Here is a 13,097-nt window from a genome sequence, read left to right as displayed (position 1 = left end):
CTGGGTACCGATTCTCCTGTACCGGGTGGAGATTCTGTCACTTTCGGGGCCGCCCCGACTACGGTAGGCGCATGAGTCAGCGGATCGGTTCGCGCGAGCTGCGCCGAGACGAGGCCGAGATCATCCGTCGGGTCGAAGCGGGCGAAAGCTTCACCGTCACACAGGCAGGCAGACCGGTGGCCGATCTCGTTCCGCATCGCCCCGGCGGACGGCCCGCGACGACGGACCGGACGCTGGGCGCGGTACAGGCCGAGTTCCGCAGCCTGCCGCCCGTGGACGCGTCCCGCTGGGACCGGGATCGACGACGCTCCGACTCCCGATTCGGCGCGGACGACCCGCTGGAGAACCCCTGGGATCGCGGGACGAGGCACGGCTCCGCCGTCACCGCCCGGCCCGCCCGACACCCCGGCGAGGGCTCCGGCGAGCGTGCCGACGCGGGGAGCGCCGAGGGATCGCCTGCCGACACCGTCGCCCCTGCGACGGGTCTCGCCGCCGTGGTCGGCCGAGGGACTGCCGACTCCGCCGGTCGCCGGAACGACCGCAGCGCGCCGGGCGGCTCGTACCCCCGATGACGACTCCGACGACGCCTGCACGAGTGCTGCTCGACACCTCGGTGATCATCGACCTGGACCGCATCGAGCTCGGCGAGCTGGCCTCGGCACGGCCGCTGGTCAGCTCGGTCAGCGTCGCGGAACTGGCCTACGCGTTGGGCACCACCGACCTGGTGGAGCGACACGCGCGGGTCGAGCGCTACCACGCCGCGCTGCGGCGGATCGACGTGCTGCCCTTCGACACGGCCGCCGCCAAGCTGTACGGCGTGCTGGCCACTCTGGTGCGCGAGACCGGCCGGAAGTCCGTCCCCCGTCGGGTCGACCTCCAGATCGCGGCCACCGCAGCGGCCCGCTCCCTGCCGCTGCTCACCCGCAACCCGAAGGACTTCGCGGCTCTGCACCGACTGATCCGGGTCATCCCGATCTGACCGGCGGCCCGCCTCGCGGCACCGCGACGGGACACCCGGACCGCCTGCCGCCTGCCGCGTCGCCGTGGCACTGCACCGCCCGCCACGACGAACTCCGGCGATCAGCCCGCCGGAGCAGCCAGCCACGCGTCGATCTCCCGGTGCAGGCGTGTCCTGGTGGTCGTCGGGGCGAACGAGGCGTCCACCCCGGCCCGCGCCAGCTCGGCCAGCGTCGCGTCGTCGTAGCCGAAGGCGTCCCGCACCCGCCGGTACTCCTGCGTCAGGTCCGCGCCGGTGACGTCGGGGATGTCGGTGTTGAGCGTGACCGCCAGGCCCGCCGCCCGCAGGCGATCAGGGCACGGGCAGCATCGGAGGCATGGGGTTCGGGCACCTCGGCGAGGCTAGGTCGCACCCGAGCCACCGGCAATCGATTTCCGGGCTGATCGGCTGCCACGGGTCGGCACAGGTCGACGCCGCCGACGAGCCGCCCCCGAAGCCTCGACACCACGAGCACCGTCGCCACGACGAACCTCGGGATGCTCGCCGTCCTCCCGGCCCCACCGTCCTCGGGACGAACTCACGCTGCCCGTCTCCGCCGAGGCCCTTGGACACCCGACCCGCCGACAGCCGCACCGCCGCGCGCGAACGCCGCCGGGGCACCGAGATCGCCTGCCTCGGCGCCGATCCGCCCGGCCGTGATCGACGACGGGATGTCCGATTCGCCGCGCTTACACTGTGCCGATGGCGGTGTGGGAGACGACGAGGGCGGTGCGACGCGCCAAGGACGTCATCGACCGGGACTTCGCGGCCCCGCTCGACCTCGATCGGCTCGCTGCGGTCGCCGGGTACTCGCGGCACCATCTCTCCCGACGGTTCCGGGCGATCTTCGGCGAGACGCCGATCGCCTATCTCACCCGCAGGCGCATCGAGCGGGCCGCCTACCTGCTTCGGGCGGCGAACCTGACCGTCACCGAGGTCTGCTTCCACGTCGGCTTCGCGAGCCTCGGCTCGTTCAGTTCCCGCTTCCACCAGCTGATGGGTCGGTCGCCCAGCGAGTACCAGCGGCATCATCGGGCGCGATCAACCGACATCGTCATCCCCGGCTGCTTCGTGCTGGCCTGGTCGCGGCCCGGCCCGGACGCCTGATCACTCTGGGAGAAGCACCGCAGGCCGGGCCTGCCTACGGTCGAGTGACACCGATCGAAACAAGGAGCGAAGACGATGTCGCAACGCCTGACCCACACCTGCCTCTACGTGCTCGACCAGGATTCCGCGAAGAAGTTCTACACCGAGCGGCTGGGATTCGAGGTGCGCGCCGACGTCGTCATGGGTGGCGAGTTCGAGGGCGCGGGCCAGGGGTTCCGCTGGTTGACCGTCGGGCCGCACGATCAGCCCGACGTCGAGATCATCCTCGCGGACGCAGGCATGGGACACGACGATCAGACCCGGGATCAGCTGCGCGACCTCATCGCCAAGGGCGCGTTGTCGGCGGGATCGCTGGCGACGGACGACTGCCGAGGCGACTTCGAACGCCTGCGCGCGAACGGCGTCGAATTCCTTCAGGAGCCTGCCGACCGCCCCTACGGCATCGAGGCGGTCTTCCGGGACGACTCGGGGAACTGGTTCAGCTTGAATCAGACGTTCGGCTGACTCCGCTCTCCCGTCCCGGCCGACCGCGCCCACCGGTGGTTGCGAGACCGACCCGCCCGTCGCGGCGGGTCGCCTCGCGGCCTTCTTCGCGGCCGACCCTGACCAGGCAGGCCTGCCACACCCGGTATCTCCACGACCGCACCGAGGGCAGCCGCGAGTCCTGACGATCACCCTGCCATCGGCCGCACGGGGCGAACCGGCTCCCGCAGGTTTGGCACGGGAATACGCTGTGGCCGTGGCGGCACCTCGATCGCACGAAGCGACGACGACGGCTCCCTGCCCGGCGTCCATGGTCGGACGGCCGGGATCGATCTCGGGCGGGGGCAGCGCGGGCGGACCGGGTGCCAGACGGGCAGCCGGGACGGGGTCGGGCGACGGCTCGACGACCGCCGAGAAGGTCGGGGCAGGCGGCGCGACACCGCAGGTCGACGGGACTCGACTCGGCCCCGAGCCCGTCCCTCCACGCCACCCGTCCGACGACGGTGTGGACCCGGCCGCCGTGGAGGTCTGGGAACGTCATCTCGCGACGCTTCCGGTGCGCCGCTCCCGGCAGGACGCCCTGCGGGCGCGGCGCCGCCGGGGCTACGAACGCGCGGCCCTCGGCTGGGGGCTCGGCACCGTCCCCCGTCAGTCCGTCGGGCCGGTCTCCTTCGAGTCGGAGGCCGTCCGCATCGTGGAGATCGCCCTGGTCCTGGCTCCGGTGCTGCTCCAGACCAGCGCGTACGCGCGGGAGCTGTTCATCGCCGACGGAGTCCGCCAACAACAGGAACTGGATCGGCGGATCGCCCTGCGCATCGAACGGCAGGCGGTCCTCACTCGGGAGACCGCACCCGTGCAGTTCGAGGCGTTCATCGACGAGCCCGTCCTGCTGCGTCCGGTCGGCGGTCTGCGGATCATGGCGGAGCAGCTGCGACACGTCGTCGCGATGGCCCGTCGTCCCAACGTCCGCGTGCGGGTCGTCCCGTCGGCGGCGGGCGGCCCGGTGCGGCTGGACGGCGGCCTCCTCATCCTGGACTTCCCGCTGCGCTCCACCGTCGTGCACCTCGAGCACGGCAGGCTGCACGGCCTGCTGGACCGTGCCGAGGACACCGCCGTGTTCAGCGCCATACTGCCCGTCCTGGCCGCGACGGCGCTGGCCCCGGCGGAGTCCCTCGCGCTGCTGACCCGGCTGGCCGAGGAGCTGGAGGATCGATCGTCCTGAGCGCCGGCGTCGCCTGCGTCGCGGGCCGGAGTTCGCGACGCGCCGGGACGATCGACGTCCGGTCCTCCTCGCAGGTCCGGTGTTCCGGCGCCGATCGCTCGGAGCCGCCGGATCAGGGCGCGAGCGCCGAGCCGATGTCGACGCCGAGCTCAGGTGCACAGTGCGCGAGGAAGGCAGGCCAGATGCTGCCGGTACGGGCGCGCACCCAGGCCATGATCACCCCGGCGATCCCGGTGGCCAGGACGGCCGCGATGTCCACGCTGAGCCCCTCGGCCGGATCGAAGAGCACGCCGTGCCCCAGCCCGAAGCCCAGGCTGGTCAGCACCAGGCCCCAGCCGACCTGCGCACCGAAGAGCCGCCACGGCGTGCCGAGCACGCGATCCAGGACGGCGAGCATGGCGCCGCGCCAGATCAGCTCCTCGGTCAGGTTCGGCACGGTCGCGTCGAACAGCACCCGTTCCACGCTCGGACTCGGCACCGAGCCCGGCTCCGTGAACCCGCCGAGCACCATCAGACCTGCGGGCAGCAGGAAAGCGGCGATGATCAGGATCGACACCGGGCGCAGCGAACCGGGTTCCAGCCGCCATCGGAGCCCCGCCTCGGTCGTGGCCCAGCGACGCAGCACGAGGAACAGCAGGCAGACCCAGGCCAGATCCAGGAGCTTGCCCTGCCAGTTCCACTCCAGATCGGCGAAGAAACCGATCCTCGGCAGAGCGGTCGACAGCGCGGTGAGCGCCAGGAACGCGCCTGCGACCGCCGACGCGAGCAGGGCACCCGGCGCACGCCTGCCCACGAGATAGGCGACCGGCGCCAACAGGGCCAGCAGGATGACGGCCCACAGGACGGCGGCCGACATCTCCTGCCAGACCTCGCCCGGCCCGACCAGCACGACCGCCAGCGCGGCCACGAGCACCACGGGGGCGAGCACGGGCAGCACCCAGCGGGCGGTCTCCGTGGGACGCGGCAGCGGTTCCTCGAGAGACTTCGACCCGGTCATTCCGGCATCCAAGCAGGTCCGACCGCCGGCCCGGCGCTGACGGTTCCTCGACCGGCAGCCGAGGACACCGCGGCCGGTGGGGCGGGCGCCGGGTTCGGGGGGCCGCCGACCGCAGGCGGGCGCTCGGCCGTCGGCGGGAGGCCGTCGGAGCCTCGGGCGGCGGCCCGCCCAAGGCCAGACTGTGCCGAGTCCACTGTCGGCCGGGAATCCTGCGGCTGAGCCGCTCCCTGCGGGCCGCTCCCGGTGAGCCGCTCCCCGAGAACGAGGCCGCTCCCGACGAGGCTGCTCCGCAGGAGCTTCTCCACCTGGTGTCGCTGCACGTGGCTGCTGCTGCCGGGCCTGCGCCCGCTCCGATTCGCACTCACGCGGCGGGTCGGGACGGCACGACCCCCGTCCCACCACCGCGTTCACACGATGGAGTCAGAAAGCGACCAGCCCGCGCCGCCTGCGGACCCAAGGGCATCCCCGCCACGAAGATCATCACGGTGATCGACGCATCACGCCGGCGGACGTGATCGAAGGAGAGGAGTCAGGCCGTGAATCCCCGCACTCGTGACCTCGCGGTGCCGCACTCGTTGGCGGCCACCGCCGCCGACCGCACGGACGGAGAACTGGTCCTGAAGGGAATCCAGCTGGAGTGGACGGTCGGTGGGAACAGCGGCGGAGACTGGCCGCCGCCCGTCGACTGGAACGACGGCCGGGCCCCCTATCCGCACCTCTACGAGGTGTGGCTCAACGGCGGCGCGATCAAGCAGACGGCGGTCCTGTTCTGGGCCGACTGGGCACCGAGCTGGCAGGCCGCCCGGACACACTGGGTCTGCCTGGGCACCGATCCCGATCCGGAGTACCGCGTGACGATCCGCGCCAGGCTGGCCGACGGCACCTGGAGCCCGTTCACCGACGAGGTCGTCGTCACCACGGGCGACGCCCGCGCCTACTCCGCCGTGGCTCCCGCCGTGATCCTCGTCCAGGCACCGGTCCCCGCACCGGATCGGCACGGCAGCCTGGACCACCCCGTGAGCCGCGCCGTCCTTCTCGTCCGCAAGGACGACTCGGCGGCGGCCCGTCGGCGCGCGCGCGAGCTGAACACCGCCGCCGGACAGGCGGTGACGCCCCCGGCAACGGCGATGCTGGCTGATCCGCCGTGGAACGGCTCCTATCTGGAATATCGGAAGTTCTTCCGGGGTGGGGACGTGGCCTCGGCGGGCAACCCGCTGTACACCGGCCTGGACGAGGCGGGCGAGCGGCCGAGGACGATCCTGTCCGCCGCCGACGCCGAGCACTCCTTCACCTACCGCCGCAGCGCGCACCACGTCGACCCGACCTGGACGCACCAGTGGTTCATCACCAGAGACGACTGGAACCCGGAGGGGGCGGTGTCCTGGGACGATCTGGAGCCTGTGCCGTTCATGACCGAGGTCCACGGCGACCCCGGCACCACCCACCACGCCACCGAGGCGGTGCCCGAGAAGAAGACCGGCAGGCATGTGATCGTCACCGTCTGGGGCGGCCACGGCGGGCCCGGCCTTCCGGACGGCAGGCTCGCGGGCGAGTTCTTCGTGTCCTGTTCCGACGTCGAGTTCGTCTAGTCCCGCCGCACGGCATCCGGCCGTGACATGGCGAGCGAGGACGCGATCCGGCCCAGCGTGGTGCCGGTCGCAGCGGCCCCGCTCCGCCACGGCCCCGCCCGCAGGTGCGGAGCGAACCACCGAACCCGGCCCGCCCCGCAGCAGCCGCAGCCCCCGCTCAGCTCATCGGTAACCGGCCGGGTCCACGGTCACGCCCTTGTTCTCGGGCTGCTGCGTCTCGGCGTAGTAGGCGGCGAAGTCGGGACGAGAGCCGTCGACATCGGTGAATCCGTAGATCTTCGCCAGCTGCCAGCTGGCCAACGACTGCCCCGCCCACCGTGCGACGTCCGGGTCCGCGGCCAGCGCGGCGGCCGCCCGCCCCACGTACGCCGGGCTCTCCGACAACGCGAAGAAGGGATCCTTGGCGATGGCGTCGCGCCAGGTCCGTTCGGTGACGCCGAAGTGGTCGAGCATGAACTCCGAACGCAGGAAGCCGGGGGTGAGAGCCAGCGCGGTGACGCCGTGCGGGCGCAGCTCGGCTGCTTGCGCCTGCGCGATGCGGATCACCGAGGACTTGACCAGGTCGTAGAAGAACGAGCCGCGATACTCGGAGTCGGCAAGCCCGTCGGTGATCTCGATGACGAGGCCCCGGCCCCGGGCGACCAGCAGCGGCAGCGCGTGCCAGCTGGTGATGACATGGGTGTCCACCGCGAGCCGCTGGAGCCGGAGACCGGTCTCCAGGGACTGCTCCCACAGCGGCTTTCCCCAGACGGTGAGCGGGTCGCCGCCCCAGACGTTGTTCACCAGGACGTCCAGCCTGCCGTCGTTCTCGGTCTCGATCCTGGCGACGAGGTCCCGGACCTGATCCGACTCCAGGTGGTCCACCGGCACGGCGATGCCCCGGCCGCCCGCCGCGGTGACCAGCTCGGCGGTCTCCTCGATGGTCTCGGGCCGCGCCATCGGCGAGTTGCCCGGCGCGGTGGTGCGACCGGTGACGTACACCGTGGCGCCCGCCGCGCCGAGCTGAGTCGCGATCCCACGCCCGCCGCCTCGGGTGGCCCCGGCGACCAGGGCGATCTGTCCTTCGAGCGGTTTGATCACTGCTTCGTCTCCTCGGCACGTCGTCGGTACGGGTCGAGCAGCATGGTCAGGTCGCGGCGCACGGCATCGGCGAGACGGCCCGTCCTGGTCATCGCCCAGGTGATCTGCGTGCCGTTGCGGACGGAGTCCAGCGCAGCCGCCAGCGCATCGACGTCGATGTCCTCGCTGATCGCCCCCGCCGCGACGGCGGTGCGCAACAGCCGGGCCAGCTCCGCCTGTACCGCGCGGGCGTAGTCCCCGAGCAGCGTGCGGAACTCCTCGTCGGCCAGCTCCAGATGCAGGAACGCCAGGTGGTTGGCGAACTCGTCCGGACTGCGATCCGGCCCGACGGTGGCCGCCACCGCCCGGATGACGCCCTCCACCGGATCGTCCGGTGCCTCGGCGAAGGCCGCACGCATCGGCACGTGAAATGCCCGCTGGGCCAGCCCCGAGCCGATGAACGCCAGCAGCAGGCCGCGCTTGCTGCCGTACCGCTGCACCAGCACCCCGGTGGACACCTCGGCGTCGCGCGCGACCTCGGCCAGCGTCAGCCGCACGGGACCCACCCGCCCGACCGCCGAGGCCACCGCCGCCATGATCCGTTCCTCGCTCACCGTGCGCGGCCTGCCCGCCATCTGCCCTCCCCAATTAATAACTGCTCGTTCATTATTAAATGGAGCGGGCGGAGCGGTCAAGCCGGAGCGCAGCACGACACGACGAGCGAGCAGCGTCGTTCCGATGCGTGATCGATCCGATACTCGACGTCACAATCGCCGGGCGCTAAGTTCGAGTGCGGGGAAGGTCGAGCGGGAGGGGGCGCAGTGGGGGCGATGGTGCCGGTGCAACGCATCTACGCGAAGATGAGATTTCGGCAAGTCGTCGAGGAGCTCCACACCGCCGAGTTCGAGAAGTTCTTCCATCGCCTCATGGAGCTGAGTGCACCGGACTATGTGCCGGTCCGAACGCACGGCAACATCGGCGACCGAGGTGCTGATGGCCTCAGTCTGCACGAGGGAAGTCTCTACGCCTGCTACGGTCCCGAGGTGTTCAACGCGGAGGAGGTCAGGTCGAAGTTTCGCAAGGACCTGAACAGTGCCGTCACACACCGATCAGGCCAGTTCTCCACCTTCGTCTTCGTGCACAACGATCGCCGACGAGGAATACATCCCGAGATCAGCAAGATGATTCAGCAGGCGCAGCTCGACCACCACCCGGTCAAATTCCAGCAACTAGGACCGGACAAACTGTGGTACAAAGCCATGGTCCTCGATGTCGTCGCGATCGAAGAGCTGCTCGACTGCCAGATCCCGATCGAGAACCTCGTCTTCGGCATCAGCGACCTCGCACCACTGATCGAGCATCTTCGGAGCAACCGACCACAACCGGATCAGTTTCGCCGAGTCGAGCCGCCGCCTGCCGCGAAGATCGAATTCAACGAACTCGGCGATGAGGTCCGCGAATTCCTCGTGATAGGGCTGCGAAGCACCCACCTGATCAGCGCATACTTTCAGGGCCGCCTTGACGCCTACGCAGAGGACCAGGTAGCCGCAGGCTTCACCGCCTACTACGACGAGGCCCGCCGCGAGCTCGAGCACCGCGACTCCGAGAAAATCATCGCGCGCCTTCAGGAACACATCCACGGGAACAAGATTCCCACGCCGAGTGCCTCGCTGGCAGGCTGGGGAATACTCGCGTACTTCTTCGAACGCTGCCACATCTTCGAGACGCCGCCTGCAGACTGGTCAGGTTCGACCGCAGAACAGGCAGCCACATGATCCTGCCGACCAAGGGAATAGCGCCGGATCGGGCATTGGTCACCGTCGGTGCCCAGATCCTCCGCCAGCTCGACGCCCCGCTCACCGTCAGCCAGACCTGGAGCAGGCTGCGCGAGTGGCGGGCGGCCAACCATCACCCCGCTCCGATCTCCTTCGGTTGGTTCGTCCTCTCGCTCGACGTGCTCTTCGCCCTGGGTGTAGTCGAGTTCCGGGACGATCTACTCACCAAGAGGAGGGTCGACGATGCTGCGGCACCTCAGCGCCGACTATCCTGAGTTCAAGTCGCTACGCTTCCAGCCTGGTCTGAACCTGCTGGTAGCCGATACCACCCCGCAGTCGACAGAGACCGACAGCAGGAACGGCGCAGGCAAGTCCAGCATGGTGGAACTGTTGCACTTTCTCCTCGGGTCGCGAACCGATCGCAACCACGTTGCGCTGCACAAGAGGCTGAGTGGCGTCATCTTCGAGTTGGGCATCGACTGGCCGCATCTGAATTCACCGCTCGTCGTCCGCCGCACCGGAAGTCAGCCGGACCATGTACTCCTCGAACCAGACATATCCAGCGCTCGCGCGGGCCAGCTGTTCGATCTCACCACCGGCCGAATCAAAATTGCGGAGTGGAATCAGCTGATCGAGGCCGAACTGTTCCACCTGCCTGCCGAGCACCCCGGCGTGAGCGGGCGAACGCTACTATCCTTTCTCATTCGCCGGGTCTCCACGCACGGCTTCAACGATCCGATCAAGGCGGTCTCCCGCCAGAGTGACACCGAGGCAAGCACCAACCTCTCCTACCTGCTCGGACTCGACTGGAGACTCGCGAGCCGGTATCACGAGCTCAAGGATCGGGAGACGACGCGGACGCAGCTCAAGAAGGCCGTCGACGATCCGGTCTGGGGCCGAATCGTCGGGAAGCCCGCAGAACTGCGCGGTCAGATCACCGTCACCGAATCCCGCATCCGCGATCTGGAACAGCAGATCCGAGATTTCCGGGTGGTCCCGCAGTACGAGGAGTTGAAGAAGTCGGCAGACGCGCTGACTCGCCGAATCCAACAGATCGGCATCGATGACGCCATCGATCAGCAGAACCTGGATCAACTCGAAGCGGCGCTCACCGAGGACGTCGATGTCGAGATCGACTACCTGGAGACCGTCTATTCGGAGGTGGGCATCGTCTTCGACGGCCAGATCCGCGAGCGGTTCTCCGACGTCCGGAGCTTCCACGAAGCGGTGGTCCGGAATCGCAGAACGTATCTGAGTCAGGAACTGGGGACGATTCGGGCCCGGCTGGCGAGCAGGCGAGCGGAGCGTGCTGCCCTGGGCGAGGAACAGCGCCACATCCTGCGGAGACTGAACGAGGGTGGCGCATTGGAGGCGTTGAACCTGCTCCAACAGGCCTCGGCCAAGGAAGAGGCCGACCTAGGTTCGCTCCGACACCGGCTGGCGGCTGCGGAGACGCTGGAGGCAAGTAAACGGGAGATCACAGCGCAACGCGACGCGCTCACTCAGGAGATCGCGGATGACCTCGCTGAGCGCAGCGAGCAGACCACCCAGGCGACGCTGCTGTTCTACGAATACGCCCAGCGGCTCTACAGCGACGTCCGAGGCGCGTACCTCGTGATCGAGCCAGGGCGCAGCAGCCTGAAGATCAACCCGAGGATCGATGACGACGCGAGCCGCGCCATCCTCAACATGAAGATCTTCTGTTTTGATCTCGCCGTCGCCGTGGTAGCACACCGAGCAGGCCGGGGGCCTGATTTCCTCGTTCACGACAGCCACCTGTTCGACGGCGTCGACGATCGACAGATCGCCGCAGCCCTGGGCCTCGCCGCAGAAGTCGCCCGACACGAAGGCATGCAGTACGTGGCGAGCATCAATTCGGACGACCTGGCGAAGGCGGAGAATCGCGGATTCGCGCCGGCGGCCTACGTGGTCGATCCGAGGCTCCGGGACTCCTACGAGGACGGCGGGCTCTTCGGCTTCCGCTTCTGAACGTGGTCGTCCGGCACCCAGGGGCATCGACCAGGCGGACTGATGCCAGGACCTCGGACAAGTGCGGGCTGCTCTCTCGCCGACTCGACCCGACCGATGGCCGGGACAGCGGGACCGGGCTCGCACCACCGCCCGCCATCGGCCTGGGAGGAGCCATACGCTCTATCAGCCCGCTCCACTCTAGTTGAAATGACAACTAAATTTGATCGACACTGAAACGATCACGCCGACAAGATCGTCCGGTGCGGTGCGTCTGTCTCTCGCGGGTGGCTCGGCGGGGCCGGGTCAGGCCCGGTAACGACCGCAGCAGGCAGCGAAAACATGGGGCGCCGTCCCCCAGCGACAGCCTGTCGAGCGGCTCCCCCGCCGGGAAGACCTGTCCGCAGAGCGCAACCAGGACCTCCGGCGCATCCTGGGCGGAGTCGAGTTCGACGATGTGCACCGCTACGGCACCGACCCGCCGAACGAAGGCCCGCACCACGGATTCGGCGCCGACCGATGCCGTCGCCGGTTCGAGGTCGGCCCGGCATCCTGCATCGGCGACGGCCTGACAGTCCGCACAATCGGCCACGTGGGTGGCCGGAATGCCCGGCAGCACCTCGGCGGGCGCCGGGCCGATGGTCACTCGTGCCCGACACAGGGTCTCGGCCACGTCGCCGTCGAGGGGGACCGAGTCGCCGACGTCCAGGAACACCAGATGTCGATCCAGGATCAATCCGACGACGGGAAGCGCGTCCTGGCTGCGCAGCATCGGCTGGTCAGTCACCTCCCGCTCGCCCGTCATCCCCTGCCCCCGGTGACCGCGCGGACATAGGGCCGCACCCGCGCCGCCCGCAACCGATGCACGACCGCCACGGCGGTCCACGTCGTGAGGGTCCTCATCGGACGACCGCCAGGTGGCGTGGCCGGGTGGTGCGGGGCTCCGGTGCGGCGGCCAGGCAGACCGGGCACCGCTGCTCGTCGTAGTAGGGCACGGCGACGGGCTCGCGGTTCAGCGCGGTGAACACCGTCGTCGAATCACACACCGGACGGATACGGACGCGGCCGTCGGCGGTCCAGTATTCGGCCTCGGCGCGATGGGTCCCCCCGTCCTCGACGGCACGGACGAACCAGGGGCCGCCCGTCATCGTCGGCCGCCGCAGGCGGTCTCGGCGGCGGGCGCGACATGGCCGGACAGGGCAGTCGCCCTACGCGGGGCGTCGGCAGCCGAGCCGAGCCCGACGAGGACATCGGCAGCACCTCGGACGGCGGTGTCGGACCTGTTCGGGGTGTCGATGCCGTTCGGGGTGTCCATGCCGTTCGTAGCGCGGGCGGCGGTCAGCGCCCGGCGCAGTGCGTCGGCCAGCTCGGCGACACGATCGGCGTAGACGAACCAGCGGCCCAGCACCGCGGCTCGGCTGCGGATGGAGATCTCCACCCCGTCCGGACGGGGCCGGACCTGAAGCCGCCGGGTGCCGGTGACGCCGTTGATCGCGGGCAGGTCGATCGTCCGCCCGGACTTCAGGGAGTCGAGCACGTCGACCGCGTCCGTCGCGCTGATCGCGGCCCGCACGGGGTCGGCCCCCGGGCGGACTCCTTCGACGAGCACGCCGTGCCCGCCCGTGGTGACGAACATGTTGCCACTCCGAGTATCGGTATCAAGAAACGATGCATCCAGCCGGGTCATAACCGCACCGCCATCGCCAGTCGCTCCTCGGTCAACCGGGCCAGGATCGACGCGAGAGCGACGCTGCGGACGTGTGCGCTTCGAACAGGCGGCGGGCGATATCCCCAGAATGCGAGGGGAAATTCTGCGGCGAGCAGGAGTACGCCGAGGGCGATCAGGCCGATCACGCGGTGTCACCTCCCTGCGGCGAAAGGCGGTCAGAGGAGGCGGAAC

At 69.7% G+C, this 13,097-nt stretch carries 17 protein-coding genes; 9 read left to right on the top strand and 8 right to left on the bottom strand.

Annotated elements, in window-relative coordinates; translation table 11 throughout:
* The first annotated feature begins 71 nt into the window (after positions 1–71).
* Positions 72–572, top strand: a complete 501-nt coding sequence (locus UA75_RS06105) for a type II toxin-antitoxin system Phd/YefM family antitoxin (RefSeq protein ID WP_075739424.1) — start codon at positions 72–74, stop codon at positions 570–572.
* Positions 569–979 carry a PIN domain-containing protein gene (locus tag UA75_RS06100; protein WP_075739423.1) on the top strand — a complete coding sequence of 137 codons (411 nt, stop codon included), beginning with the start codon at positions 569–571 and terminating at the stop codon, positions 977–979. The genes UA75_RS06105 and UA75_RS06100 overlap by 4 nt, the downstream gene beginning before the upstream one ends.
* A gap of 101 nt (positions 980–1,080) precedes the next feature.
* Here UA75_RS06100 and UA75_RS06095 read toward each other — a convergent pair whose 3' ends face one another.
* Positions 1,081–1,305, bottom strand: coding sequence for a hypothetical protein (locus UA75_RS06095; RefSeq protein ID WP_083682965.1), 225 nt, complete (start codon positions 1,303–1,305; stop codon positions 1,081–1,083).
* A 394-nt stretch (positions 1,306–1,699) separates the two neighbouring features.
* Between UA75_RS06095 and UA75_RS06090 the strand changes: the two genes are divergently transcribed.
* The 3 genes from UA75_RS06090 to UA75_RS06080 all read left to right on the top strand — a co-directional run bounded on the left by UA75_RS06090 (position 1,700) and on the right by UA75_RS06080 (position 3,809).
* Positions 1,700–2,104 (top strand): helix-turn-helix transcriptional regulator, encoded by a 405-nt coding sequence (locus UA75_RS06090; RefSeq protein ID WP_075739422.1) that lies wholly within the window; start codon positions 1,700–1,702, stop codon positions 2,102–2,104.
* A gap of 75 nt (positions 2,105–2,179) precedes the next feature.
* Positions 2,180–2,608, top strand: coding sequence for a VOC family protein (locus UA75_RS06085; protein ID WP_075739421.1), 429 nt, complete (start codon positions 2,180–2,182; stop codon positions 2,606–2,608).
* Positions 2,609–2,843: 235 nt separating this feature from the next.
* Complete coding sequence (locus UA75_RS06080) at positions 2,844–3,809, top strand: DUF5753 domain-containing protein (RefSeq protein WP_157434019.1); 966 nt, start codon at positions 2,844–2,846, stop codon at positions 3,807–3,809.
* A gap of 112 nt (positions 3,810–3,921) precedes the next feature.
* On the opposite strand, the gene UA75_RS06075 is transcribed toward UA75_RS06080, so the two are convergent.
* Positions 3,922–4,806 (bottom strand): CPBP family intramembrane glutamic endopeptidase, encoded by an 885-nt coding sequence (locus UA75_RS06075; RefSeq protein WP_075739419.1) that lies wholly within the window; start codon positions 4,804–4,806, stop codon positions 3,922–3,924.
* Positions 4,807–5,342: 536 nt separating this feature from the next.
* Between UA75_RS06075 and UA75_RS06070 the strand changes: the two genes are divergently transcribed.
* Positions 5,343–6,395, top strand: a complete 1,053-nt coding sequence (locus UA75_RS06070; protein ID WP_075739418.1) for a lytic polysaccharide monooxygenase auxiliary activity family 9 protein — start codon at positions 5,343–5,345, stop codon at positions 6,393–6,395.
* A gap of 162 nt (positions 6,396–6,557) precedes the next feature.
* Here the strand turns inward: UA75_RS06070 and UA75_RS06065 are convergent, their stop codons facing one another.
* Both UA75_RS06065 and UA75_RS06060 read right to left on the bottom strand, forming a co-directional pair.
* A complete protein-coding gene (locus UA75_RS06065; RefSeq protein WP_075739417.1) occupies positions 6,558–7,475 on the bottom strand; it encodes an SDR family oxidoreductase in 918 nt (305 codons plus the stop codon).
* Positions 7,472–8,089: a TetR/AcrR family transcriptional regulator gene (locus tag UA75_RS06060; RefSeq protein ID WP_075739416.1), complete on the bottom strand. Its 618-nt coding sequence runs from the start codon at positions 8,087–8,089 to the stop codon at positions 7,472–7,474. The genes UA75_RS06065 and UA75_RS06060 overlap by 4 nt, the downstream gene beginning before the upstream one ends.
* 195 nt (positions 8,090–8,284) lie before the next feature.
* On the opposite strand from UA75_RS06060, the gene UA75_RS06055 reads away from it, so the two are divergent.
* From UA75_RS06055 to UA75_RS06045, 3 genes are read left to right on the top strand one after another with little or no spacing between them, the layout of a single operon-like run.
* Positions 8,285–9,229: an ABC-three component system protein gene (locus tag UA75_RS06055; RefSeq protein WP_083690637.1), complete on the top strand. Its 945-nt coding sequence runs from the start codon at positions 8,285–8,287 to the stop codon at positions 9,227–9,229.
* Positions 9,226–9,504: an ABC-three component system middle component 6 gene (locus UA75_RS06050; RefSeq protein ID WP_075739415.1), complete on the top strand. Its 279-nt coding sequence runs from the start codon at positions 9,226–9,228 to the stop codon at positions 9,502–9,504. The genes UA75_RS06055 and UA75_RS06050 overlap by 4 nt, the downstream gene beginning before the upstream one ends.
* Positions 9,473–11,218, top strand: coding sequence for an ABC-three component system protein (locus UA75_RS06045; protein WP_075739414.1), 1,746 nt, complete (start codon positions 9,473–9,475; stop codon positions 11,216–11,218). The genes UA75_RS06050 and UA75_RS06045 overlap by 32 nt, the downstream gene beginning before the upstream one ends.
* A 196-nt stretch (positions 11,219–11,414) precedes the next feature.
* Here the strand turns inward: UA75_RS06045 and UA75_RS06040 are convergent, their stop codons facing one another.
* From UA75_RS06040 to UA75_RS32595, 4 genes are all read right to left on the bottom strand, one after another.
* On the bottom strand, positions 11,415–11,984 hold the full coding sequence (locus tag UA75_RS06040) for a hypothetical protein (RefSeq protein ID WP_157434017.1): 570 nt from the start codon (positions 11,982–11,984) through the stop codon (positions 11,415–11,417).
* Between the two features lie 112 nt (positions 11,985–12,096).
* Positions 12,097–12,345, bottom strand: a complete 249-nt coding sequence (locus tag UA75_RS06035; protein ID WP_075739412.1) for a hypothetical protein — start codon at positions 12,343–12,345, stop codon at positions 12,097–12,099.
* Positions 12,342–12,833 carry a hypothetical protein gene (locus UA75_RS06030; protein ID WP_075739411.1) on the bottom strand — a complete coding sequence of 164 codons (492 nt, stop codon included), beginning with the start codon at positions 12,831–12,833 and terminating at the stop codon, positions 12,342–12,344. Before UA75_RS06030 ends, UA75_RS06035 begins: the two co-directional genes overlap by 4 nt.
* A gap of 47 nt (positions 12,834–12,880) precedes the next feature.
* Complete coding sequence (locus tag UA75_RS32595) at positions 12,881–13,051, bottom strand: hypothetical protein (protein ID WP_157434016.1); 171 nt, start codon at positions 13,049–13,051, stop codon at positions 12,881–12,883.
* Positions 13,052–13,097 lie beyond the last annotated feature (46 nt).

Origin of the sequence: Actinoalloteichus sp. GBA129-24 (genome assembly GCF_001941645.1) — a bacterium.
GTDB classification, from domain to species: Bacteria; Actinomycetota; Actinomycetes; order Mycobacteriales; family Pseudonocardiaceae; genus Actinoalloteichus_A; species Actinoalloteichus_A fjordicus.
This window is presented reverse-complemented; position numbering and strand designations above follow the sequence as displayed.

Coding starts and splice junctions, on each gene's coding strand:
- UA75_RS06105 (WP_075739424.1), top strand. CDS start 72: ATGAGTCAGCGGATCGGTTCGCGCGAGCTGCGCCGAGACGAGGCCGAG.
- UA75_RS06100 (WP_075739423.1), top strand. CDS start 569: ATGACGACTCCGACGACGCCTGCACGAGTGCTGCTCGACACCTCGGTG.
- UA75_RS06090 (WP_075739422.1), top strand. CDS start 1,700: ATGGCGGTGTGGGAGACGACGAGGGCGGTGCGACGCGCCAAGGACGTC.
- UA75_RS06085 (WP_075739421.1), top strand. CDS start 2,180: ATGTCGCAACGCCTGACCCACACCTGCCTCTACGTGCTCGACCAGGAT.
- UA75_RS06075 (WP_075739419.1), bottom strand. CDS start 4,806: ATGACCGGGTCGAAGTCTCTCGAGGAACCGCTGCCGCGTCCCACGGAG.
- UA75_RS06060 (WP_075739416.1), bottom strand. CDS start 8,089: ATGGCGGGCAGGCCGCGCACGGTGAGCGAGGAACGGATCATGGCGGCG.
- UA75_RS06055 (WP_083690637.1), top strand. CDS start 8,285: ATGGTGCCGGTGCAACGCATCTACGCGAAGATGAGATTTCGGCAAGTC.
- UA75_RS06050 (WP_075739415.1), top strand. CDS start 9,226: ATGATCCTGCCGACCAAGGGAATAGCGCCGGATCGGGCATTGGTCACC.
- UA75_RS06045 (WP_075739414.1), top strand. CDS start 9,473: ATGCTGCGGCACCTCAGCGCCGACTATCCTGAGTTCAAGTCGCTACGC.
- UA75_RS06035 (WP_075739412.1), bottom strand. CDS start 12,345: ATGACGGGCGGCCCCTGGTTCGTCCGTGCCGTCGAGGACGGGGGGACC.
- UA75_RS06030 (WP_075739411.1), bottom strand. CDS start 12,833: ATGTTCGTCACCACGGGCGGGCACGGCGTGCTCGTCGAAGGAGTCCGC.